The organism is Nocardiopsis sp. NPDC050513 (assembly GCF_044457925.1).
Taxonomy (GTDB): Bacteria; Actinomycetota; Actinomycetes; order Streptosporangiales; family Streptosporangiaceae; genus Nocardiopsis.
Window position 1 is genome coordinate 193,727 of the sequence record NZ_JBITHK010000002.1, and the last position, 22,704, is coordinate 216,430.

Annotated in this window: 18 protein-coding genes and 3 pseudogenes; 11 read left to right on the forward strand and 10 right to left on the reverse strand. The window is 71.9% G+C overall.

Going from position 1 to position 22,704, the window contains the following annotated elements; all coding sequences use genetic code 11:
• Nucleotides 1-23: 23 nt before the first annotated feature.
• The 4 genes and pseudogenes from ACIBFB_RS03565 to ACIBFB_RS03580 form a co-directional block, all read right to left on the reverse strand.
• Nucleotides 24-416, reverse strand: a pseudogene (locus tag ACIBFB_RS03565) (PhoH family protein); the annotation flags it as partial.
• A 270-nt stretch (nt 417-686) separates the two neighbouring features.
• Nucleotides 687-1,508, reverse strand: a pseudogene (locus ACIBFB_RS03570) (LAGLIDADG family homing endonuclease); the annotation flags it as partial.
• Nucleotides 1,497-2,195 (reverse strand): annotated as a pseudogene (locus ACIBFB_RS03575) (PhoH family protein); the annotation flags it as partial. The pseudogenes ACIBFB_RS03575 and ACIBFB_RS03570, both read right to left, overlap by 12 nt.
• A 210-nt stretch (nt 2,196-2,405) precedes the next feature.
• Entirely contained in the window at nt 2,406-2,756 is a 351-nt protein-coding gene (locus tag ACIBFB_RS03580) for a histidine triad nucleotide-binding protein (protein ID WP_397225767.1), read from the reverse strand.
• Nucleotides 2,757-3,100: 344 nt separating this feature from the next.
• Here ACIBFB_RS03580 and ACIBFB_RS03585 point away from each other — a divergent pair, with 344 nt between their 5' ends.
• On the forward strand, nt 3,101-3,631 hold the full coding sequence (locus ACIBFB_RS03585; RefSeq protein WP_397226421.1) for a SigE family RNA polymerase sigma factor: 531 nt from the start codon (nt 3,101-3,103) through the stop codon (nt 3,629-3,631).
• Entirely contained in the window at nt 3,628-4,344 is a 717-nt protein-coding gene (locus tag ACIBFB_RS03590) for a hypothetical protein (protein ID WP_397225769.1), read from the forward strand. Before ACIBFB_RS03585 ends, ACIBFB_RS03590 begins: the two co-directional genes overlap by 4 nt.
• A 130-nt stretch (nt 4,345-4,474) precedes the next feature.
• On the opposite strand, the gene ACIBFB_RS03595 is transcribed toward ACIBFB_RS03590, so the two are convergent.
• From ACIBFB_RS03595 to hrcA, 3 genes are read right to left on the reverse strand one after another with little or no spacing between them, the layout of a single operon-like run.
• Nucleotides 4,475-5,212, reverse strand: coding sequence for a 16S rRNA (uracil(1498)-N(3))-methyltransferase (locus ACIBFB_RS03595; protein WP_397225771.1), 738 nt, complete (start codon nt 5,210-5,212; stop codon nt 4,475-4,477).
• A complete protein-coding gene (gene dnaJ / locus ACIBFB_RS03600; RefSeq protein ID WP_397225773.1) occupies nt 5,209-6,348 on the reverse strand; it encodes a molecular chaperone DnaJ in 1,140 nt (379 codons plus the stop codon). The genes ACIBFB_RS03595 and dnaJ overlap by 4 nt, the downstream gene beginning before the upstream one ends.
• Nucleotides 6,349-6,352: 4 nt before the next feature.
• On the reverse strand, nt 6,353-7,366 hold the full coding sequence (hrcA, locus tag ACIBFB_RS03605; protein WP_397225775.1) for a heat-inducible transcriptional repressor HrcA: 1,014 nt from the start codon (nt 7,364-7,366) through the stop codon (nt 6,353-6,355).
• 211 nt (nt 7,367-7,577) lie between these two features.
• Here hrcA and ACIBFB_RS03610 point away from each other — a divergent pair, with 211 nt between their 5' ends.
• The 3 genes from ACIBFB_RS03610 to ACIBFB_RS03620 all read left to right on the forward strand — a co-directional run bounded on the left by ACIBFB_RS03610 (nt 7,578) and on the right by ACIBFB_RS03620 (nt 10,368).
• Nucleotides 7,578-8,417, forward strand: coding sequence for a DUF3097 domain-containing protein (locus ACIBFB_RS03610; RefSeq protein ID WP_397225777.1), 840 nt, complete (start codon nt 7,578-7,580; stop codon nt 8,415-8,417).
• 130 nt (nt 8,418-8,547) lie between these two features.
• A complete protein-coding gene (locus ACIBFB_RS03615; RefSeq protein ID WP_397225779.1) occupies nt 8,548-9,708 on the forward strand; it encodes a DUF4870 domain-containing protein in 1,161 nt (386 codons plus the stop codon).
• A gap of 45 nt (nt 9,709-9,753) precedes the next feature.
• Nucleotides 9,754-10,368, forward strand: a complete 615-nt coding sequence (locus tag ACIBFB_RS03620) for a DUF4870 domain-containing protein (RefSeq protein ID WP_397225781.1) — start codon at nt 9,754-9,756, stop codon at nt 10,366-10,368.
• A gap of 40 nt (nt 10,369-10,408) precedes the next feature.
• Here ACIBFB_RS03620 and hemW read toward each other — a convergent pair whose 3' ends face one another.
• Both hemW and ACIBFB_RS03630 read right to left on the reverse strand, forming a co-directional pair.
• Nucleotides 10,409-11,641: a radical SAM family heme chaperone HemW gene (hemW, locus tag ACIBFB_RS03625; protein ID WP_397225783.1), complete on the reverse strand. Its 1,233-nt coding sequence runs from the start codon at nt 11,639-11,641 to the stop codon at nt 10,409-10,411.
• Nucleotides 11,642-11,713: 72 nt separating this feature from the next.
• The gene (locus ACIBFB_RS03630) at nt 11,714-12,799 is read right to left on the reverse strand and encodes a LacI family DNA-binding transcriptional regulator (RefSeq protein ID WP_397225785.1); all 1,086 of its coding nucleotides are present in this window, start codon (nt 12,797-12,799) and stop codon (nt 11,714-11,716) included.
• A 96-nt stretch (nt 12,800-12,895) separates the two neighbouring features.
• On the opposite strand from ACIBFB_RS03630, the gene ACIBFB_RS03635 reads away from it, so the two are divergent.
• The 4 genes from ACIBFB_RS03635 to ACIBFB_RS03650 all read left to right on the forward strand — a co-directional run bounded on the left by ACIBFB_RS03635 (nt 12,896) and on the right by ACIBFB_RS03650 (nt 18,720).
• On the forward strand, nt 12,896-14,494 hold the full coding sequence (locus ACIBFB_RS03635) for an alpha-amylase family glycosyl hydrolase (protein WP_397225787.1): 1,599 nt from the start codon (nt 12,896-12,898) through the stop codon (nt 14,492-14,494).
• A 460-nt stretch (nt 14,495-14,954) separates the two neighbouring features.
• The gene (locus ACIBFB_RS03640; RefSeq protein WP_397225789.1) at nt 14,955-16,199 is read left to right on the forward strand and encodes an extracellular solute-binding protein; all 1,245 of its coding nucleotides are present in this window, start codon (nt 14,955-14,957) and stop codon (nt 16,197-16,199) included.
• Between the two features lie 2 nt (nt 16,200-16,201).
• On the forward strand, nt 16,202-17,815 hold the full coding sequence (locus tag ACIBFB_RS03645; RefSeq protein ID WP_397225791.1) for an ABC transporter permease subunit: 1,614 nt from the start codon (nt 16,202-16,204) through the stop codon (nt 17,813-17,815).
• Complete coding sequence (locus ACIBFB_RS03650) at nt 17,815-18,720, forward strand: sugar ABC transporter permease (protein ID WP_397225793.1); 906 nt, start codon at nt 17,815-17,817, stop codon at nt 18,718-18,720. The genes ACIBFB_RS03645 and ACIBFB_RS03650 overlap by 1 nt, the downstream gene beginning before the upstream one ends.
• Before the next feature lie 47 nt (nt 18,721-18,767).
• On the opposite strand, the gene lepA is transcribed toward ACIBFB_RS03650, so the two are convergent.
• Nucleotides 18,768-20,606: a translation elongation factor 4 gene (gene lepA, locus ACIBFB_RS03655; protein WP_397225795.1), complete on the reverse strand. Its 1,839-nt coding sequence runs from the start codon at nt 20,604-20,606 to the stop codon at nt 18,768-18,770.
• 252 nt (nt 20,607-20,858) lie between these two features.
• Between lepA and ACIBFB_RS03660 the strand changes: the two genes are divergently transcribed.
• Entirely contained in the window at nt 20,859-21,833 is a 975-nt protein-coding gene (locus ACIBFB_RS03660; RefSeq protein ID WP_397225797.1) for a hypothetical protein, read from the forward strand.
• A 211-nt stretch (nt 21,834-22,044) separates the two neighbouring features.
• Entirely contained in the window at nt 22,045-22,314 is a 270-nt protein-coding gene (gene rpsT, locus ACIBFB_RS03665; RefSeq protein WP_397225799.1) for a 30S ribosomal protein S20, read from the forward strand.
• Nucleotides 22,315-22,704 lie beyond the last annotated feature (390 nt).

The following is a 22,704-nucleotide window of genomic DNA, read 5'->3' on the forward strand; positions in this document are numbered from 1 at the left end:
GTCGTACTACTCCAGTCTGCCCGCTATTCGGCGTGGCCGCTCCCCGCCCCGGCGTCGGTCGGGGTGTCGGCGGAGCTCCGCCGGTGCCCCGACCGGCGGGGGCGCCCTCCGTTGGCGCCCGGCCGACCGGCCTGGGCGGCGTCGTAGCGGCCGTAGGCGTCCACGATCTGACCGACGAGCCTGTGCCGGACCACGTCCTCGCTCGACAGGCGGACGAAGGCGATGTCGTCGATGTCACTCAGGATGTTCTCGATGGTGCGCAGGCCGCTGGTCTGCCCGCCGGGGAGGTCGACCTGGGTGACGTCGCCGGTCACGACGATCTTCGACCCGAAACCGAGCCGCGTGAGGAACATCTTCATCTGCTCGGGCGAGGTGTTCTGGGCCTCGTCCAGGATGATGAAGGAGTCGTTCAGGGTGTTGTGCGTCAGCAGGAAGTCCTCGGTGACGTAGAGGGAGTCCTCCGCCGCCACCTGGATGCAGACGCACTCCTCGGTCCCCGCCGGTTCGACGGAGTCCACGAAGCGCGTCGGACGGCCGCCGCCGCTGGCACGGTACCCGTCGATCTTGCGCCCGAGCCGGAACGGTGCGATCCCCTCGGGGAGCCGCAGGTCCAGGACGTGGGCGTCCTGGCGGTGGAACACCTCCCGGCCCCGGTCCCGGCCGGGCGCCCCTGCCTCCGCGCGGCGTGTGCGCTCGTACACCACTCCGCCGAGCGACCGCACCAGGAACCGGACCGCCTCCGCCAGGTGCGGAGAGGTGGTGCCGTACTGGATCCGGCAGCTGCGACCGGCCTGGGTGACCGGTCCGCCCTCGGCGTCCAGCAGCCCCTGGAGCAGGGCCAGCCGGACGTCGGCGGTGTTGTACAGGTAGTCGTGCGGGACGAACTCGGTGCCCGAGCCCGTGCCCCACAGTCCGAGTTCCCGCAGGACGGCCGTCACCGGGTCGGCGATGGTGATGGCGTCGCCGGGCTGGGATTCCCGGTTCAGGACGTGGTCCGGCCCCGACCTCCACCTCACCCGGACCCCGGGCAGGAGCCGGTCGAGCGACTCGGCCAGCTCCGGGTCCTCGGCGGCGAAGCCCGGCACCGTCGACCCGGTCAGGCACCCGTCCCCCAGGAGCAGTCCCAGGGCGTACGGATCCATGGGCACGTCCCGTGCCGGGAAGGCCACCGGGGCGCTGAGCAACGGGAGTTCGTACGTGTGGCCGTGGGCTGTCCGCAGGCCGCTCTCGATGATCTCCTTGGCGGTGAGCACCCGGTACGGCTTCCCGCGCCGGGTGTCGTCGCGCGTGCGCACGGACCACAGGTGGTCCTCGGAGCACAGGGTCGAGGCGCCGTCCTGCGACGCGAATCGGTAGATCGCCTTCCTGCCCTGCGGGTAGACCCCGATCACCGGTGTGGGCTCACCGTTCGAGCCGACAACGAGGTCGCCGACCCGAAGTTCGCCGATCGGACGGAAGCCCTCGGGGGTGAGGACCTTCGTCCCGACCGGTTGGGCCCGGCCACGCATGTACGCCAGGGGCGCGACCTCGATCGTCCCGGCCGACATCAGCTTGGGGATCGAGTCCGGATCGAGCATGTCGTGCAGCGCGTCGTACAGCGGCCGCAGGTACGGGTCGATCTTCTCGTAGAGGGTGCCCGGCAGGAAACCCAGCCGCTCGCCCGCCTCGACCGCCGGACGGGTGAGGATGATCCGGTTGACCTCCTTGTCCTGGAGGGCCTTGACCGCCTTGGCCATCGCCAGGTAGGTCTTGCCGGTTCCCGCCGGTCCGATGCCGAACACGACCGTGTGCCGGTCGATGATGTCGACGTACCGCTTCTGGTTGACGGTCTTGGGGCGGATCGTCCTGCCCCGGTTGGACAGGATGTTGGTCGTGAGCACGTCGGCGGGGCGTTCCGTGCCGGGCGTGCGCAGCATGTGGACCATGCGGTCGATGGTGTCGGGGGTGACGTGGGTGCCGCTCTTGGCGAGTTCGATGAGCTCCTCGACGAGGCGGACCACGACCGCGGTCTCCTCGGGGCTGCCGCTGATCGTGAACTCGTTGCCGCGGACGTGGATGTCGCTCTCGAACGCCCGCTCCAGCGCCCGGAGGAGTTCGTCCCCCGAGCCCAGCAGGCCGACCATGGTGTGCTCGTCCGGGACCACGACCTTGACCTGCGTGTCCTGTCGCGGTTGCGTGTGCGTTGTCTCGGCCATGACGTGGCCTTGCGGCCGCTGTCCCACCCTTCGTTCCGACCCCGCCCGCTCCGGCGGGGTGCGCCGCCCCCGGCACCCGAAACCGGTACCGGGCCCGCCCCTCGACCGGCGCCTCGCGCGGCTCACCGGCCCCTGGGACCACGCCTTGAGTCTACCAACGCGCCTCCGTCCGGCTCGATCGCTTTTTCGACCGCACCGGGGACCGGAGCCCTACCCGGGCGGCCAGTTCAGACCGCGCCCGCCCAGCAGGTGCCCGTGCAGGTGGAACACCGTCTGCCCGGCGCCGCTGCCGGTGTTGAACACCAGGCGGTACCCCGACTCGGCCACGCCCTCCGCCTCGGCCACCTCACGGGCCTCCAACGCGATCTCGTCCAGCAGCCCCGTCCCGGCGGCGGCCGCGGCCGCGGCGTCCGGGTGGTGGTCGCGCGGGACGATCAGCACGTGGGTGGGCGCCTGGGGGTTGATGTCGCGGAAGGCGACGGTGCGCTTCCCCTCGCGGACGATCTCGGCGGGCACCTCCCCCCGCACGATCTTGCAGAACAGGCAGTCGGCCTCGGCCATCGCGTACCTCCGTCGGGGGACTGCCGCCCGGATCGTTCCCGTGCGCGGGCCCGCGCGGGGGGCTCCGTGGCGGCCGTCTCGGAATGTCCGGTCCCCATGATGCCGCAGGTCCCGCCCACCGCACGCCATCGGGTTCGGAACCGGAAACCCTGGTACCGCGTCTCCTTTGGGAGAAGCACGATAGGCTTTGCACCCGTGCGCGGCGGGTCGTCGGCCTCCTCCGCCGACGTCCACCCTCCGGCGTGTTCGGCCTGAAACGCACCCCTACTTGGAAAAGAAGAGGTATGCCCTTTCGTAAACCCCGCGACAAGGGTGTGCGTCGAACTGATGTGACGACTGAAACCATGGTGGCGGGAGCCACCACGGCTTCCCTCGCCGTTGCCTGGGACGCCGACCACGCGGTGACCGAGCTCTACCGTGAGCACTACCGTCCCCTGGTCCGTCTCGCCTCGCTGCTCGTCCGGGACCACGCGACCGCGGAGGAGGTCGTGCAGGACTCCTTCGTCGCCATGCACTCGGCCTGGCGACGCCTGCGCGATCCCAACAAGGCCCTGTCCTACCTCCGGCAGGCGGTCGTGAACAAGGCCCGGTCGGTTCTGCGCCACCGGGCCGTCGTGGAGAAGCACGCGCCCAAGGCGCTGCCCGACGCTCCCAGCGCGGAACACGGCGCCATGAGCCAGTTGGAACGCGAGGCCGTCATCAGGGCCCTGCGCAAACTACCCACCCGTCAGCGAGAGGCCATCGTGCTCCGGTACTACGGCGACCTGTCCGAGGCGCAGATCGCGGACGCCATGGGGATCAGCAAGGGCGCGGTGAAGAGTCACACGTCCCGTGGCATCTCCGCACTCCGCTCTGTCCTGGAGCAGACGACATGACCAGTCCATCCGAGAACGACGCGTTCGAGAGCCGGCTCCGCTCGGTCCTGAGATCCGAGGCGGACGCGGTCGAGCCCTCCGCCGAGGCCCTGAACCTGATCCGTGAGCGGACCGAACGCGGACGCGGCTGGGCGTGGTTCGGACTGCCCTGGCTACGACCGGCGCTCGCGGTGGCGGGAGCGGTCCTGATCGCCGCGTCTGTGGTCATCTCCAGCCCCGAGGTCCGCGACCACGTACTGGAGATGACCACGGCGGGCGCCGACCGCGAGGGCACGCCCCAGGCCGCCGAGCCCTCCGGGGACGGCGTCGCCACCGACGCTCCCACCCCCGACGCGGGCGGTGGGACTCCGGCTCCGGAGCCGGAGCCCACTGACGCTCCGACGCCCACCCCGGAACCCTCGCGGGCGCCGTCCTCGTCGCCCGACGACATCCAGGCCAGCGCGACCTGCACCCCGGTGGAAGCCACCCCCACCGACCGGGAGAGCTCCGACGGCGCGCAGCCGTCGACGCCCCCCGCGGACGAGTGCGCCACCCCCGACGACGAGCCCACCGACGACGACTCCGAGGGCGGCACCGGCGGCACCGGCGGCGGTGAGGACGGCTCGGGCCAGGACGGCGGCTCGGACGGTGCGGGGAACGGCGGCCAGTCGCCCGGGGACAGCGCGGGCGGCACGGACACGACCAACGCTCCGGTGGAGTCCACGGTGCGCTGACCAGACGTCCGCAGCGAGCGCGGGGGCGTGCCCGGGACCGGATCCCGGGCACGCCCCCATGTCATGTCGTCCGTGCGCGCCCCGACCTCACGCGTGCCGCGGACCGTTCGTCACGCCCGGCGGGCGCCCCTCACCATCGACCGGTGCGCGTCTGGAGCACCGACAGCGCCGCCACCCCGGCGGTGGAGGTGCGCAGGACCGTCGGGCCCAGCAGGGCCGGGACCGCCCCGGCAGCGGTGAAGTCGTCGAGTTCGCCGTCGGAGAAGCCGCCCTCGGGACCGACCACCAGGACGATCCCGGCCGCGTCGCCCCGGGGCAGGTCCAGGTCGGCCAGGCGCCGGGCGCCGTCCTCGTGCAGGACGACGGCGAGGTCGGCCCCGGCCAGCAGCGCCGTCACGGCCGTGCGGTCGGCGAGGTCCGACACCTGCGGCAGCCGCCCCCGCCGCGCCTGCTTGGCGGCCTCCCGGGCGGTGGCGCGCCACCTGCCCAGGGACTTGGCCGCCCGGTCGCCCTTCCAGCGGGTGACACAGCGTTCGGCCGCCCAGGGCACGACGGTGTCCACCCCCGCCTCGGTCATCATCTCCACGGCCAGCTCGCCGCGGTCGCCCTTGGGCAGGGCCTGGACGACGGTCAGGCGCGGGCTGGGCTCGGGTTCGTCCCACCGGTCGACCACGCGGCAGACGATGCCGTCCTTGGCGACCCCGGTCACCGTGCAGCGCGCACGTCGGCCGAGGCCGTCGGACAGGTCCACCGTCTCGCCCTCGCGGATCCTGCGGACGACCGCCGCGTGCCGTCCCTCCGGACCCGACACCTCGATCCGGTCGGCCGCCAGGTCGGCGGTCCCGACGAGGAAGACCGGCGGGGTCACTTGGCTCCGAAGGCGTCGCGGAGCTTGGCGAACAGGCCGCCGTGTCCCGGACTGAACCGGCCCGGCGACTGGTCCTCGCCGCGCAGCTCGGCGAACTTGCGCAGCAGGGCCTCCTGCTCCTCGTCGAGTTTGGAGGGGGTCTCCACGTCGACGCGGATGCGCAGGTCGCCCCGCCCGCCTCCGTCGAGGTGGGTGACGCCCTTGTTCGGCAGGGTGATGACGTGGCCGGAGTTGGTGCCGGGGCGCAGGTCGATGTTCTCCGTGCCGTCGAGGGTGTCGAAGGCGAAGGAGGCGCCCAGCGCGGCCGCCGTCATGGGAACGGTCACCGTGCAGTGGAGGTCGTCGCCCCGGCGCTCGAAGGTGGGGTGGGGACGCTGGAGGATCTCCAGGATGATGTCGCCGCGCGGTCCGCCGTTGGGGCCGACCTCGCCCTCGCCCGCGAGCTGGATGCGGGTGCCGTCGTCGACGCCGGCGGGGATCTTGACCGTGCGGGTCACCTTCTCCCGCACCCGGCCCTCGCCCGCGCAGTCGGCGCAGGGGTCGGTGATGACCGTGCCCTGGCCCGAGCACTGCGGGCAGGGGCGCGAGGTCATGACCTGGCCGAGGAAGGAACGGGTGACCTGGGAGACCTCACCCTGGCCGTGGCACATGTCGCAGGTGGTGCGGTGCGACCCGGCGGCCGTCCCCTCGCCCTGGCAGGTCTCGCACAGGATCGCGGTGGGGAAGGTGATGTCCTTGCTGACGCCGAAGGCGGTCTCCTTCAGATCCAGCTCGACGCGGATCTTGATGCTGCGTCCACGACGGACCCGTTCACGCGGCCCCCGCGCGCCGGGCTGACCGCCGCCGAAGAACGCGTTCATGATGTCGTCGAACGCGAACCCGCCCGCGCCGCCGAAGCCGCCGGGGCCGCCGCCCGCCGGAGCGTAGGGGTCCTGGCCCATGTCGAACATCCGGCGCTTGTTCTCGTCGGAGAGGACCTCGTAGGCCTGGGTCACCTCCTTGAAGCGCTCCTGGGTGGCGGGGTCCGGGTTGATGTCCGGGTGCAGCTCGCGTGCGAGCCGGCGGTACGCCTTCTTGATCTCGTCCTTGGACGCGTCACGACGCACCCCGAGAACCTGGTAATAGTCTCTGGCCACTGAGTTACTGTCCTGCCAAAATCTGTCCGACATACCGGGCCACCGCGCGTACGGCGCCCATCGTTCCCGGGTAGTCCATCCGGGTGGGACCCACGACTCCGATCTTGGCCAGCGACTGGTTTCCCACGCCGTAGCCGGCCGACACGATGGAGGTGGACCGCAGACCCTCGTGGAAGTTCTCCTCGCCGATGCGCACGGTCAGCATCGAAGGGTCCTTCGCCTCACCCAGCAAACGGATGAGGACCATGTTCTCTTCCAGTGCTTCCAGAACGTCCCGCAGACTGGCCGCGAAGTCCACCGCCGCGAGGTTGGCGGTCCCGGCCAGGACGATCTTCTCCTCGTGCCGCTCGACCAGGCTCTCCAGCAGGACCGAGAGGACCGAGACGGCCATGGGGCGGTGTTCGGGGTCGATCTGGGCGGGGAGGTCGTCCACCGCGTCCGGGACGTCGCCGAGGGGAAGTCCCGCGATGGCCCGGTTCAGCATGGAGCGCAGATCGCCGACCGCGCTCTCGCTGATCTCGCCCGCGCCGTCGATCACCCGCTGCTCGACCCGGCCCGTGTTGGTGATGACGACCATCATCAGCCGCATCGCCCCCAGGGGCACCAGTTCCACGTGCTGCACCGACGAACGGGTCAGGGAGGGGTACTGGACGATCGCGACCTGGCGGGTGAGCTGGGCGAGCAGGCGCACCGTGCGCGCGATGATCTCGTCGAGGTCCACGGCTCCGGTGAGGAACGACTCGATCGCACGCCGCTCGGCCGCCGACAGCGGCTTGACCGAGGAGAGGCGGTCGACGAAGAGGCGGTAGCCCTTGTCGGTCGGCACGCGCCCGGCACTGGTGTGCGGCTGGGTGATGTAGCCGTCCTCCTCGAGGGCGACCATGTCGTTGCGGATGGTCGCGGGAGAGACCCCGAGACGGTGCCGGTCGGCGAGGGACTTGGACCCCACGGGCTCGTTGGTGTTGACGAAGTCCTCGACGACCGCACGCAGGACCGCGAGCTTGCGCTCATCCAGCAACTCGCCACCTCCTGGCACTCCGTGGTCCTCAGTGCTAATTCTATGCCCGGCCGCAAACGCGGTCGGCTACCCACGAGTACTAACGCGGCCTCCGATCCCCGATCTTCCCTCCTGGCCCGGCTGACGCCGGCCAGGCGGGCGGCGGCCGTGTCGGCCGCCGCACCCGATCGCCTCACGGGGCGCGGACCCCGCACCAGTAGACTGCACGACCGTGGCTACCAAGGGAACCGGCCGCTACGGCCGCGACGTGCTGGCCGAGGACTGGCGACGGCCCGGGAGGCGCGCGGTCCGCGAGACGCCGCTGAGCCGGGACCTGGTCGTGGAGGACGCCGAGGAGACGTTCTGCGGCGCCGTGGTGGCCTGGGACAAGGCGACCGTGACCCTGGAGGACCGGCACGGCCGGCGCCGCGTGTTCGATCTGGAGCCCGCGGCGTTCCTGGTGGACGGCGAGCCGGTCACCCTCGTCCGCCCCGCCGGGGCGCCGAGGGGGCCGCTGCGCAGCGCCTCGGGCTCGGTCGCGGTGACGGGCGCCCGGGCGCGCACGGCACGCGAGAGCCGCATCTACGTCGAGGGCGCGCACGACGCCGAGTTGGTCGAGAGGGTCTGGGGCCACGACCTCCGGGTGGAGGGTGTGGCCGTGGAGTTCCTCGAGGGCGTCGACGACCTGCCCGCGATCGTCGCGGAGTTCGCGCCCGGCCCCGGCCGCCGGCTGGGCGTCCTGGTGGACCACCTGGTGCCCGGGTCGAAGGAGAGCAGGATCACCGCACAGATCCGCGGCGACCACGTGCTGGTGACCGGACACCCCTACGTCGACGTCTGGCAGGCGGTGCGCCCCCGCAGCGTGGGCATCGCGGCCTGGCCGGAGGTGCCCCGGGGTGTCCCCTGGAAGGAGGGGGTGGTCCGGGCCCTGGGCTGGCGGACGGACACCGGTGGGGCCTGGCGCCGGATCCTGGGGTCGGTCCGCTCGTACGCCGACCTGGAACCGTCCCTTCTCGGCCGCGTGGAGGAGCTCATCGACTTCGTTACGGGACCGCATCCCGGCGAACACTAGGATTCACACCAGGCGACGGCGAGGACGCCCTGCGTCCGGTCGTGCCGGTCGCCCGTCCCGGGCCCTCCGCGGTCGTCGGCACAGACCCCCAGACAACAACCGCCCCTCAGCAGCGGAGCCAAGGATCAGCATGAGCGAGACCCCGACGAACCCCCCGTCCCCGGAGGACCCGCAGGGTCAGCCGCCGGAGCAGCCCCCGTCGGCCCCGGAACGGCCGGACCAGGCCCAGGCGCAGGGGTCCGCGCAGCAACCGCCCGCACAGCCCGGGCCGACCCAGCCGTCCGGTGAGCAGTCGCCGTACGCGCCGGGGCCGGAGGCAGCTCAGCCCCTGCCCCCGGGCCACGGCCAGCCCTCCGGCGGGCAGCCCCCCTACACGGCCCAGCCGGTGCAGCAGCAGCCCTACGCGGGCCAGCCCGGATACGCGCAGTCCTCCGGCGGCCAGCCGCCGTACGCGCCGCGGCCGGAGGGAGGCCACCCGTCCGGTGGCCAGCCCGGCCACGGACAGCCCTCGGGCGGGCAGCCGGGCTACGGACAGCCCTCGGGCGGGCAGTCCGCCTACGCTCCCCGGCCCGAGGCCCCGCAGCCCTACGCTCCCCAGCCCGACCAGGCTCAGCCCCAGGCCTATCCCCAGCAGCCCGCGCCGGGCCAGGCGGGGCAGCCGTTCCAGGGCCAGCCGGTGCAGGGCCAGCAGCCGTCGGGCGGCCAGCCGGGCTTCGCCCCGCCGCCCGGCGCCCCGGGGCAGCCGCCGTACGCGCCGCAGCCGGAGGCCGCGCCCCCGCAGTCCTACGGCCAGCAGCTCGCGGCAGCTCAGTCCGGATTCGCTCCCCGGCCCGGTCAGCCGGCCCAGCCCGGATTCGGACAGCCCCAGCCGCCGCGGTTCCCCGGCGCCCAGGCGCCGCACGGTCAGCCCGGCCCCTACGGTCAGCCTCCCGCTCCGGCCGACGACGGCACCCTCGTGTCGATGATCGCGCACCTGTCCGGGTTCGTGGTCGCCTTCCTCGGGTGGATCCCGCCCCTGGCGATCTACCTCGCCAAGCGCGACCAGTCGCCGACCGTGCGGCACCACGCGTCGGAGGCGGCCAACTTCCAGTTGACGCTGCTCATCCCCTACGTCTTCGCCTGCGTGGTCTTCATCGGACTGGGTATCTTCTTCCCAGGGCTGTCCTGGATCGGCATCGCCGTGATCGCGCTGATCTGGATCCTCGCGATCGTCCTCGGCGTCCTGGGCGCCTCCAACGCGAACAAGGGAATCTGGTACCGCTACCCGGTGAGCATCCGACTCCTGAAGTAGTCCCCCCATGAGTGCCTGAGTGAGTCAGCACGAAGGGACACCGCCATGTCGCACCCGAACACACCACCTCCCGAGGAACCCGACGACCGGGAGCGGCGGCAACAGGGCCAGGAGGGCACGGGCGGCCAGCCGCCGGCCAGCGGGCCCGAAGGCGGCGGCCAGCCCGGGTACGGGCCTCCGCCCGGCGAGGGCCCCGGATACGGTCCGCCGCCCGGCGGCCAGGCTCCGGGCGGGTACCGGACGGGCGGCTACGGCGGCTACCAGCCGGGCGGGCCCGCGCCCGGCGGCGCCGAGCCCTCGTCGGCCACCACCGGCCAGCCCAACCAGGCGGAACGGCAGATGGGTCTGATCGCCCACCTGGGCGGCGGCCTGGCCGGATTCTTCTTCTCCGGGTTCGGCTGGCTCGTCCCGCTGATCGTGTACCTGGTCAAGAAGGACGAGTCTCCGTTCGTCCGCGACCAGGCGGCGCACGCGCTCAACTTCCAGTTGCTGATCACGATCGGGATCGTCGTGTCGTGGGTGTTGACGCTGGTGATCATCGGAGTGCTGACGTGGATCGTCGTGGCCGTGGTCTGCCTGGTCTTCGGCATCCTCGGCGGCCTGGCCGCCAACCGGGGCGAGTGGTACCGCTACCCGTTCAACGTCAGCTGGGTGAAGTAGCCCCGGTCCCGCGCGGGGCCGCGTCCCGGAGGGACACGGATCACGTCAGGTCGCGGACCACGGCGTCGGCGAGCAGGCGTCCCCTGCGGGTCAGGACGGCGCGGCCCGCGTCGTGGGCCCCGGGGTCGAGCAGACCCCCGGCCACGGCGCGCCGCGCCGCCTCCCTGCCCCGCGGCTCCAACAGGTCGAGCGGGCACCCCCGTTCCACCCGCAGCTCCAGCAGGACGCGCTCGAACCGGCGCTCCTCCGCGGTGAGCACCTCGCGTGCCTGCCCCGGGCTCGACCCCTGCGCCAGCCGCGCCGCGTAGGCGGCGGGGTGCTTGACGTTCCACCACCGGGTGCCGCCGACGTGGCTGTGCGCCCCCGGACCGACGCCCCACCAGTGGCCACCGGTCCAGTAGAGGAGGTTGTGCCTGCTGCGGCCCTCCGGGGTGCGCGCCCAGTTGGACACCTCGTAGGGGGCGAACCCGGCCTTGGCGAGGGCCTCGTCGGCCATGAGGTAGCGGTCGGCCATGGTGTCGTCGTCGGGCGCGGTGAGCTCCCCCCGGCGGACCCGCGCGGCCAGGCGGGTGCCCTCCTCCACGATGAGCGAGTAGGCGGAGACGTGGTCGGGGTCGGCGGACAGCGCGGCGTCCAGGGAGGCGGCCCAGTCGTCGTCGCTCTCGCCTGGGGTGCCGTAGATCAGGTCCAGGTTGACGTGCTCGAACCCGGCCGCGCGGGCCCACGCCACGCACCGCTCGGGCCGTCCCGGCGTGTGCCCGCGCTCCAGGACGCGCAGCACGTGCGGGCGGGCGCTCTGCATGCCGAAGGAGACGCGGGTGAACCCGGCCTCGCGCAGCCGCGCCAGGTAGGCGGGGTCCACGGTCTCCGGGTTGGCCTCCGTGGTCAGCTCGGCGTCGGGGGCCAGTCCGAAGCGGTCCCGGATCGCGCCGACGATCCTGCCCAGGTCCTCGGCGGGCAGGAGCGTGGGCGTCCCTCCGCCGACGAACACCGTGCCCACCTGGGGACGGTCACCGCGCAGGACCCGGTCGGCCAGCTCGACCTCGGCGATCGCCTGGTCGGCGTAGGTCTCCCGGGAGGCGGTGGCCGTGCCGTCGCGCGAGACCAGCTCGTCCGCGGTGTAGGTGTTGAAGTCGCAGTAGCCGCACCGCGTGACGCAGAACGGCACGTGGACGTAGAACCCGAGCGGGCGGTCGCCGAGTTCGGCGAGGGAGGACGCGGGAAGGTCCCCGCCCCGCGGGACGGGTTCGCCGTCGAGGGCAACGGAAGGCATGTCTCCAGTGTCGCCGACCCGGCGACGTGCCCGGGCCGGCGAGGCGGAGGGGGCGGCCCCGCCGGTCTCCTCCTACGCGCGGGCGGACTCCACGGCGCCGCCGGCCGTGGCGTCCGCGGACTCGGCGAACCGCGGCTGGACGGGTGCGGCGACGCGGGGCGGGGCGACGGCGGTGGAACCGCGCACGATCAGCTCGGGGTCGAACAGGTACTCGGTGTGGGAGACGTGGTGTCCGGCGATCTCGTCGCACAGGGCGCGGACGGCCGCGAGCGCCATCGCGTTGACCGGCTGGCGGACCGTGGTCAGCGGCGGGTCGGTGAACGCGATGAGCTGGGAGTCGTCGAAGCCGACCACCGAGAAGTCCTCGGGGACGCGCAGTCCGCGTTGGCGGGCGGCGCGGATGGCGCCCAGGGCCATCATGTCCGAGCCGCAGACCATGGCCGTGACGCCGCGCTCGATGAGGCGGGTGGCGGCGGCGTGGCCGCCCTCGACCCCGAACAGGGACAGCTCGACGAGTTCCCCGCCGTCCAGGCCGTGCTGGGCCAGCGTCTGGTGGTAGCCGTCGAGCTTGCGGCGGACGGGGACGTAGCGCTCGGGACCGCTGGTGAAGCCGATCCGCGTGTGGCCCAGGGCGACCAGGTGGTTGACGGCCAGGCGCCCGGCCTCCCTGTCGTCGCAGGAGATGAAGGCGGCGGGGATGGCGTCGGCGAACCCGTTGACGAGCACGATGGGCAGACGGCGCGACACGAGGGCCTGGTAGCGCTCGTGGGAGGCGGAGGTGTCGGCGTGGCGCCCGGAGACGAAGAGGATGCCGGAGACGTTGCGCTCCAGCAGCAGTTCGACGTACTCGTCCTCCGTTATCCCGCCGGGGGTCTGGGTGCACAGGACGGGGGTGTAGCCGCGCTGGGCGAGGGCGCCCTCCGCCGCCTGGGCGAACATCGGGAAGACAGGGTTCTCCAGTTCGGGGATGACCATCCCCACGAGTCCGGCCGAGCGCTGGCGCAACCGGGCGGGCCGCTCGTAGCCGAGGACGTCCAGTGCGGTCAGGACGGCCTTGCGCGTGTCGCTTCCGACACCGGGTTTGTCGTTGAGCACCCGCGAGACGGTCGCTTCGCTGACACCTGCGTGCCGCGCGATGTCGGCAAGTCGTGGACCCATGCGGACAACTCTAGTCGAGATCACCGTCACATGGCCGCAAGTAGGCGGTAATCTTGCGCAAGAAGTTGCAGAGGCCCACAGGGAAGGACCCCCGTTTTGCTCCAGGCACACTGGTGGCGCGACGCCGCCATCTACCAGATCTACGTGCGCAGCTTCGCCGATTCCAACGGCGACGGGGAAGGCGACCTGGCCGGGATCCGCGAACGCCTCCCCCACCTCGTCGAGCTCGGCGTCGACGCCCTCTGGCTGACGCCCTTCTACGTGTCCCCGCTCGCCGACGGCGGGTACGACGTCGCCGACTACCGCGACGTCGACCCCAGGTTCGGCACCCTGGAGGACTTCGACGCCCTTCTCTCCGCCGCCCACGACGCCGGCGTGCGCGTGATCATCGACGTCGTGCCCAACCACTCCTCGTCGGCGCACCGCTGGTTCCGCGAGGCCGTGGCCGCCGAGCCCGGCGCACCCGAGCGCGCCCGCTACCTGTTCCGCGACGGCAGGGGGCCGGACGGCGAGCAGCCGCCCAACAACTGGAGGTCGATCTTCGGCGGCCCCGCGTGGACCCGCCTCAAGCGGCCCGACGGCACGCCCGAGCAGTGGTACCTGCACCTGTTCGACGCCGAGCAGCCCGACTTCGACTGGACCAACCCGGAGGTCCACGAGGAGTTCGACGACGTGCTCCGGTTCTGGCTGGACCGCGGCGTGGACGGGTTCCGGATCGACGTCGCGCACGGCATGGTCAAGGACCCGGCCCTGCCCGACATCGCCGACGACGCCAAGGCCGACCTCCTCGACGGCAGCACGACCCTGCCCTACTTCGACCAGGACGGCGTGCACGAGATCTACCGGCGCTGGGCCGCCATCGCGGCCGAGTACCCGGGCGACCGCGCCCTGGTGGCCGAGGCGTGGGTGGAGGACGCCGACCGGGTGGCGCGCTACCTGCGGCCTGACGAGCTGCACCAGGCGTTCAACTTCGAGTACCTGACCGCGCCCTGGGACGCCGGGCGCCTGCGCCAGGTCGTCGAACGTTCTCTGACCGCCAACGCGGCGGTGGGCGCAACGACCACGTGGGTGCTGTCCAACCACGACGTGACGCGCCACGTGACGCGGTTCGGAGGAGGTGAGCAGGGGCTGCGCCGGGCGCGCGCGGCGACGCTGCTCATGCTGGCGCTGCCCGGGTCGGTCTACCTGTACCAGGGCGAGGAGCTGGGCCTGCCCGAGGTCACCGACCTGCCCGAGGAGGCGCTCCAGGACCCGACGTGGGAGCGGTCGGGGCGCACCGAGCGCGGGCGCGACGGCTGCCGGGTGCCGCTGCCCTGGGAGGAGGGGCCCGCCCCGTGCGGCTTCGGCCCCGAGGGCAGTGTGCCCTGGCTGCCGATGCCGGAGGGGTGGGGCGCGCTGGCGCGTTCCGCCCAGCGCGGGGCCGAGGGGTCGACGCTGGAGCTGTACCGGCGTGCGCTGCGGCTGCGGCGCGAGCTGGAGGCACTCGGCGACGGGACCATGACCTGGGTGGACGCCCCTGAGGGTGTGCTGTGCTTCGAGCGCGAGCCGGGCGTGCGCTGCGCCGTCAACCTCGGCGACGCGCCGGTCGAGGTCGCCGCGGCGGGCGAGGTGCTCGTCGCCAGCGGGCCGGTGGAGGCGCCCTCGGAGGGGCGCCTGACCCTGCCCGGTGACACGGCGGTGTGGCTGCGGAACTGAACCGTGCCCGCGTGAGGGCTCCGTTTCACGCGTCCGTCGCCCGTGCTCGTCCACGGGCGCCGAGGGTGACGGGTGGTCCCACCCGTCACCCCCCACCGCCGTCGACCGACGCCTCCGGCGCGGCACCCCCCTCTTCGCCACCCTCCACCACCCACGCGGCACGCCCGCCCGGACCGCCTCCACGCGCACCCGACGTCGGGCACGGCCGCACGCGTGACCGCACGCCGCACCGTCACGACCTGCGATGACAACGCAGAGAGAAGTGTCCACCACCCTCGGTGCGCCATCACCGGACCGTTTCCTGGACGTTTCCGCATCTTTATCCCCGACGTCTGCAAAACCTTTCAAAACTTGCAAGGTATTGCTAATGTCACACCACAGCGCAGGTCCGCGACGGTCCCGACCACCGGCCCCTCGCGTGCGCACCCCCATCAGTACCGCCTCCCGGAGGGAAGACACCATGAGATTCCGCAGCGCACCAGCGTTCGCCGGTATCGCCGCGATCGCCCTGATGGCGACCGCCTGCGGCGGCGACGAGGGCGACGGAGGCGAGGCGTCCGGGGGCGGCGAGCTCGTCGTCTGGACCGACCCCGAGCGCGCCGACGCCGTCCAGGCCGCCGCTGAGCAGTTCTCCGAGGCCAACGGCATCAATGTCAGCGTGGACAGCGTGGCCTTCGAGGACATGCAGGGAGACGTGCTCAACGCCCACCAGGCGGGCAACGCCCCGGACGTCTTCATCGGCGCCCACGACTGGACCGGGAACCTGGTGCGCAACGGAGCCGTCCAGCCGGTCGAGCTGCCCGAGGACCGGGCGGCGATGCTCGACGGGACCGCGCTGGACGCCATGACCTTCGACGGCCAGCTCTTCGGCGTCCCCTACGCGCAGGAGAACCTCTTCCTCCTGCGCAACACCGCGCTCGCCCCCGAGGCCCCGGCGACCTTCGAGGAGATGGTCGAGGCCGGGACCCGGCTCCAGGAGGACGGCGAGGTCGGCGAGGTACTGTCCATGGCGGTCGGCCAGGAGGGCGACCCCTACCGGATGAACACCCTGTTCACCTCGGCCGGGGGATACCTGTTCGGCCAGGACGACACCGGCACCTGGGACCCCGCGGACCTCGGCGTGGGCACCGACGCGTCGATCGAGGCGATGGAGCGGATCGCCGAGTACGGCGAGGACGGCTCGGGCGTGCTCCGCCGCTCCATCACCACCCAGAACGACGCCGCGCTGTTCTTCGACGAGGAGACCGCCTTCTTCGTCGCTGGCCCCTGGAACCTCGCCGACGCCGACGAGTCGGGAATCGACTACGCGATCAGCCCCGTCCCCGGGTTCGAGGACGCCGGCCCGGCCCGCCCCTACATCGGCTACCAGTCCTTCTTCGTGACCGAGGGCAGCGCCAACTCCGCGCTCGCCGAGGAGTTCGTGACCAACCTCGTCACCGACACCGAGTTCATCCTGGGCCTGTACGACGCCGACCCGCGCGTCCCCGTCCAGGCCGACGCCCTGGAGAGCGTCTCGGCCGACGACCCCAACGTCGCCGCGATCGCCGAGGCGGGCGCCGAGGGCATGCCGATGCCGTCCATCCCGGAGATGGGCGAGACCTGGCAGCCGCTCGGCGTCGCCCAGGCCGAGATCATCGGCGGCGGCGACGTCCGCGAGGCCATGGAGGCCGCGGCGCGGACCATCTCCGAGCAGATCGGCGAGTAGGCGTGCCGGTTCCCGAATCCGACACGGCGGGCGCCCCCGCGAACGGGGCGCCCTCCCGTCCACCGCTGCCGGGCGGGCGCTGGGCCCGCGACGGGTCGCTGGCAGGGCGGATCGCCAAGATCGGCCTGCTGGGCCTGTTCACGGCGCTCGGCGTCTGGGCCCTGCTGCCCCTCTACCTCGCGGGCAACTGGCTCGGCCTCGCGCTGGTCGTCGCCGTGGTGGCGCTGGTCTACTACGTCTACCTGTCCCGGCGCACCGTCCCGGCCAAGTACCTGGTGCCCGGCGTCCTGTTCCTGCTGGCCTTCCAGATCCTGCCGGTCCTGTACACGATGAGCACGTCGGTCACCAACATGAGCGACGGCCACCGCGGGGACAAGCAGCAGGCGATCAACGCCGTCGAATCCCTGTCCGTGACACGGGCGCCCGACTCCGAGGAGTACGTGCTCACCGTCGCCACCACCGGTGACCCGGACACGGGCGAGCTGGTCTTCCTCCTCACCGACGGAGAGGGCGAGGCCTTCGTCGGCGACGCCGACGGGCTCGACGGCCTCGGCGGCGCCACCGTCGACCCCTCGGGCAAGGTCACCGAGGCCTTCGGGTACACGATCCTCTCCCCCGCGCAGGTCAACGCCCGCAGCGCCGAGCTGGAGGAGTTCGCCGTCCCGACGGGGAGCGGCACGGGCATCCGCTCCAGCGGCCTGTCCACCGCCTACGAGGGGACGGCGGTCCGCTCCTACGACGCCGGGTGTGACTGCGTCACGGACAGTGAGACCGGAACCGTCTACGTCGCCGACGACGAGCGCGGCGCGTTCGTCTCCGAGGACGGCGACCGCCTGCCGCAGGGCTGGCAGGTGAACGTCGGCCTCGACAACTTCGCCCGGTTCCTGCTCGACCCGGCCTTCGCCTCGTCGTTCTTCGGCATCCTGGTGTGGAACATCGCCTTCGCCGTCGCCGTGACCGGCCTGGTGTTCGTGGTGGGACTGGCCGTGGCGCTGACGCTGCACGTCCCGCGCATGCGCGGCAAGGTCGTGTACCGGATCCTGGTGGTCCTGCCCTACGCCATGAGCTCGCTGGCCATGTACCTGCTGTGGCGGGACATGTTCAACACCGACTTCGGCCTGTTCAACCGGATGCTCGGACTCCAGGTGGACTGGTTCGGCAACGCGTGGAGCGCCCGGGCGGCGGTCATCCTCGCCAACGTGTGGCTCGGGTACCCGTACATGTTCCTCGTGAGCACGGGGGCGCTCCAGGCCATCCCGCGCGAACTGGAGCAGGCCGCGCGGATCGACGGCGCCAACGCCTGGCAGGCCTTCCGGCACGTGACGCTGCCCCTGCTCATGGTGGCGATGACGCCGATCCTGGTCGCCGTGTTCGCCTTCAACTTCAACAACTTCAACGCCGTGTGGCTGCTCACCCGCGGCGGCCCGCTCTTCTCGGACAACTCCACGGCCGGGGCGACGGACCTGCTCATCACCTACACGTACCGGCTCGCCTTCAACGAGGCCACCGCCCAGTACGGGTACGCCGCCGCGCTGTCGGTGATGATCTTCGTCATCGTCTCGGTGATCTCCGTGGTGAGCCTGTGGCGGAGCAGGGCACTCAAGGAGGTGGACTGATGACGGCGCGGACCGCCGGGGCCGCACGGCTCCGCCACGAACGCACCGCGGCGACCCGGTTCGGACTGTGGGCGGCCCGCCTGGGCTGGCGGCACGCGGTCATGTGGCTGGTCGCGGCCTTCGCCCTCTTCCCCGTGCTGTTCGTGCTCTCGGCCGCGCTCAACCCGCTGGGCACGCTGAGCAGCGCGGAGCTGTGGCCGACGGGCGCGAGCCTGGCCAACGCGCGCGACCTGTTCCAGAACACACCGTTCACCACCTGGTACGCCAACTCGCTGTTCTTCGCGCTCACCAACGCGGCGGTCACGGTGCTGCTGTCGGCGCTGGCGGCGTACGCGTTCAGCCGGATGCGGTTCCGGGGGCGCCGGGTCGGGCTGGTCGGGCTCCTGGTGATCCAGATGTTCCCGCAGTTCCTGGCGATCGTGGCGCTCTACCTGATGTTCTCCGGCATCGGCGAGTACTACCCGGCGATCGGGTTCGACACCCGCTGGGGGCTGCTGCTGGTCTACCTCGGCGGCGCGCTGAGCATCAACACGTGGCTGATGAAGGGCTTCTTCGACACCGTTCCCAAGGAGTTGGACGAGTCCGCGCAGATCGACGGGGCCACCCACGCGCAGGTGTTCTTCCGGATCATGCTGCCCCTGGTCACGCCGGTCCTGGCGATCGTGGCGCTGCTGGTGTTCATCTCCACCATCAACGAGTTCCTGCTGGCGAGCGTGTTCCTGCGCGACACCGACGCCAAGACGCTCGGGCTGGGGCTGTACCAACTGGTCGCCTCGCAGCGCAACGCCAACTTCGGGATGTTCGCGGTGGGCGCGGTGATGCTGTCCCTGCCGACGTTGGCGGTGTTCTGGTTCCTCCAGCGGTTCATCACCGAAGGCCTGACCTCCGGCGCGGTCAAGGGCTGACCGGACCGGCCCCGCGCTCCCGGTCCGGGAGCGCGGGGCCGGGGAGCCTACTTCTTCTTCTTGTCCTCGCCGCCGCTGTCGGTGGACAGCGCGGAGATGAACGCCTCCTGGGGGACCTCCACGCGGCCGACCATCTTCATGCGCTTCTTGCCCTCCTTCTGCCTCTCCAGCAGCTTGCGCTTACGGCTGATGTCACCGCCGTAGCACTTGGCGAGCACGTCCTTGCGGATGGCGCGGATGTTCTCCCGGGCGATGACCCGGGCGCCGATGGCCGCCTGCACGGGGACCTCGAACTGCTGCCGGGGGATGAGCTCGCGCAGCTTCTTGGTCATCTCGACGCCGTACGTGTAGGCCTTCTCCTTGTGCACGATCGCCGAGAAGGCGTCCACGGCCTCGCCCTGGAGCAGGATGTCCACCTTGACCAGGTCCGCCTCCTGCTCGCCGGTGGGCTCGTAGTCGAGCGAGGCGTAGCCCTTGGTGCGCGACTTCAGGTGGTCGAAGAAGTCGAAGACGATCTCGGCCATGGGGAGGGTGTAGCGCATCTCCACACGGTCCTCGGACAGGTAGTCCATACCGTGCATGGTGCCGCGCCGCTCCTGGCACAGCTCCATGATCTGGCCGATGTAGTCGGAGGGGCTGAGCACGGTCCCCTTGACGACGGGCTCGAAGATCCTGGCGATCTTGCCGTCGGGGAACTCGCTGGGGTTGGTCACCACGTGCTCGGTGCCGTCCTCCATCTCCACGCGGTAGATCACGTTGGGCGCGGTGGAGATGAGGTCGAGGTTGAACTCGCGCTCCAGACGGGCACGGGTGATCTCCAGGTGCAGCAGACCGAGGAAGCCGCAGCGGAAACCGAAGCCGAGCGCCGCGGAGGTCTCCGGCTCGAACACCAGCGAGGCGTCGTTGAGCTGGAGTTTCTCCAGCGCGTCGCGCAGCACCGGGTAGTCGGTGCCGTCGATCGGATACAGGCCCGAGAACACCATCGGCTTGGGCTCCTGGTACCCGGCGAGCATGTCGGTCGCGGGTGCGTTCAGGGAGGTGATGGTGTCGCCGACCTTGGACTGGCGCACGTCCTTGACGCCGGTGATGACGTAGCCGACCTCGCCCACGCCCAGGCCGTCGCACTTCCTGGGCTCGGGCGAGCTGACGCCGATCTCCAGGATCTCGTGCGAGGCCCGGGTCGACATCATCTGGATGCGCTCGCGCGGGCTGAGCCTGCCGTCGATCACGCGGACGTAGGTGACGACACCGCGGTAGGTGTCGTAGACGGAGTCGAAGATCATCGCGCGGGCGGGCGCGTCGGCCTCGCCGACGGGCGGCGGCACCTGGTTGACGATCTCGTTGAGCAGCTCCTCGACGCCCTCACCGGTCTTGGCGCTGACCTTGAGCACGTCGGAGGGCTCACAGCCGATGATCCCGGCGAGCTCCTCGGCGTACTTCTCCGGCTGGGCGGCGGGAAGGTCGATCTTGTTGAGCACCGGGATGATGGTGAGGTCGTTCTCCAGCGCCATGTACAGGTTGGCGAGGGTCTGCGCCTCGATGCCCTGGGCGGCGTCCACCAGCAGGACGGCGCCCTCGCACGCGGCCAGGGAGCGGGACACCTCGTAGGTGAAGTCGACGTGGCCGGGGGTGTCGATGAGGTCGAGCGTGTACGTCCTGTCGTCGAGCGCGGTGAACGGGATGCGCACCGCCTGCGACTTGATGGTGATGCCGCGCTCGCGCTCGATGTCCATGCGGTCCAGGTACTGGGCGCGCATCTGGCGGTCCTCGACGACGCCGGTGATCTGGAGCATCCGGTCGGCCAGCGTCGACTTGCCATGGTCGATGTGCGCGATGATGCAGAAGTTGCGGATCAGCGCGGGATCGGTCCAGTTCGGCTGTGCCACCGTGCTCCGTTCACAGGTTGGGTCCGGGTCCCGGGCGGGCCCTGGGCTCCGCCCCGCCGCGGCTCGGGCCGACGGCGTCGTCCATCATCCCACGGGGACGGGGTCGTCCTCTCCGGAGACGCCCGCGACCCGTAGGGCAGTATGGGGCGCGGATTCGGGACCGGTGTCCAGATTATGCGACCTGGAGCTGGGAACGGGCCGTCGGGAGGCGTGCCGGGCGCGCGGGTTCGAGAGCCGGGGAGGAACGGACCGTTGAGGTGGTTTCTGACACGCGTGCTGGCCGGGCTGGCGGCGATCGTCGTGGTGCTGGTGGGGGCCGCGGCGCTCCTGGGGTACCAGTTCACGGGTGAGCCGGCGCCGTGGGCGGCGTCGCAGGGCGCCGACGCGGCCTGGGTGGGCTCGTGGGAGGACACGGCGGCGCTCGACGCCGTTCTGTCGACCGGCGCGGTGAACACGGTGTACGTCTACGCGGGCGAGATCGGCGCCGACGGCGCCGTCGAACGGGTTCCCGGCACCGGGGAGCTGCTCTCGTGGTTGGAGTCGCGGTACCCGGACGTGCGGGCGCTGGCGTGGCTGAGGCACGTGACCGAGGGGTCCTCGCTGATCCGGGACCGGTTCGACGAGGAGGCCCGGGCGGCGCTGGCGGGCGCAGCCGCCGAGGTCGCCGCCGACGGTTTCGCGGGGCTGCACCTGGAGGTCCGGCCGGTCACCGTGAACGACCCCTCGGTGCCGGAGCTGATGGGCATGGTGCGCGAGGAGCTGGGTGAGGACGCCGTGTTCTCGGTGCAGGCCCAGCACGTCGAGTTGGCGCCCGGCGGCCGGGTGCCGGCGTTCGTGGCGGGCGGCGAGGAGAAGTACTGGTCCGCGGGGTACCTGGACCGCGTGACCGAGTACGCGGACGAGGTCGTCCTCCCGGGCGTGGGCGCGGGCATGCCCGCGGAGGCCCTGTACGGGGGGTTCATGGTGCGGCAGGTGACCGAGGGGGTGACGGCGCTCAGCGGCCGGGACGGGGTGACGCTGAGGTTCGGCCTGCCGGCGCACACCAGTGGGGAGTGGGGGCCGGCCGAGGACACCGAGTCGGTGGCGACCGCGCTCGCCGGCGTGCGTCTGGGAATGACGCGCGTGGAGCCGCCGGAGGGGATGACGCTGGGTGTGGGCCTGTACGTGGCGGACGAGGCCGACCCGGAGGACCTGGCGGCCTACACCGCGGGCTGGCTGCTCACCTAGCCGCGGTCTCCGGTCAGCCCGTGCACGAAGTGGTGCGCGCGTGCGGCATACTGGAAGTCCGTGTCTCGGACCTCCGTGTTCGCATTCGAGCCCTGAGGACTCACACACCCTGTGTCGGCGCCCGCGCCGGCCGCTCGCGGTACGGCTGCCCGCGAGCTGAGCCGCCGGTTCACCCGACGCGATGATCAGATCAACTGGAGCACGTTTTCGCATGGCGAACATCAAGTCGCAGAAGAAGCGCATTCGGCAGAACGAGAAGGCTCGTGTCCGCAACCAGGCGGTGCGCTCTTCGCTGAAGACGGCCATCCGCAGGTTCCGTGAGGCCGCCGAGGCCGGCAACGTCGAGCAGGCCGTCGTCGCCCAGCGCGCCGCCGCGCGTGCGCTGGACAAGGCGCACAGCAAGGGCGTCATCCACAAGAACCAGGCCGCGAACCGCAAGAGCGCGATCGCCCAGCGCCTGCACAAGCTTCAGTCCGCCTAGGACTGGAACCCTGACGGGTGGGGCCCGGTCCGGCGAGTGCGCCGGACCGGGCCCTTCGTCGTCGCTCGGGAGGGGATCCCCGAGTTGTCCACAGCCTGGAATCGCCCGCTGACACCGCGTGGGCGCTTTCCTACCGTGGAGGGCATGAGCCTTCAGCGCCGCATCCGACGTGCCCCCTCCGCCCCCGGTCCCCGTGAGCGACTCCGTACGGTCTCCCTCGGGACCGCCGACCACGGCGACGGTCCGCACCCGCCGCCCGGCACCGCCGGGCCGCCGCCCGCGATCCCGAGCGCGCCCTACGCCGTGGTCGCCCCGCAGGCCCGGGAACCGGTGGCGGACGGACGGTCCCCGCGGCGGGACCCCGCGGCGACGCGTGGCGCCCGCGCCCCG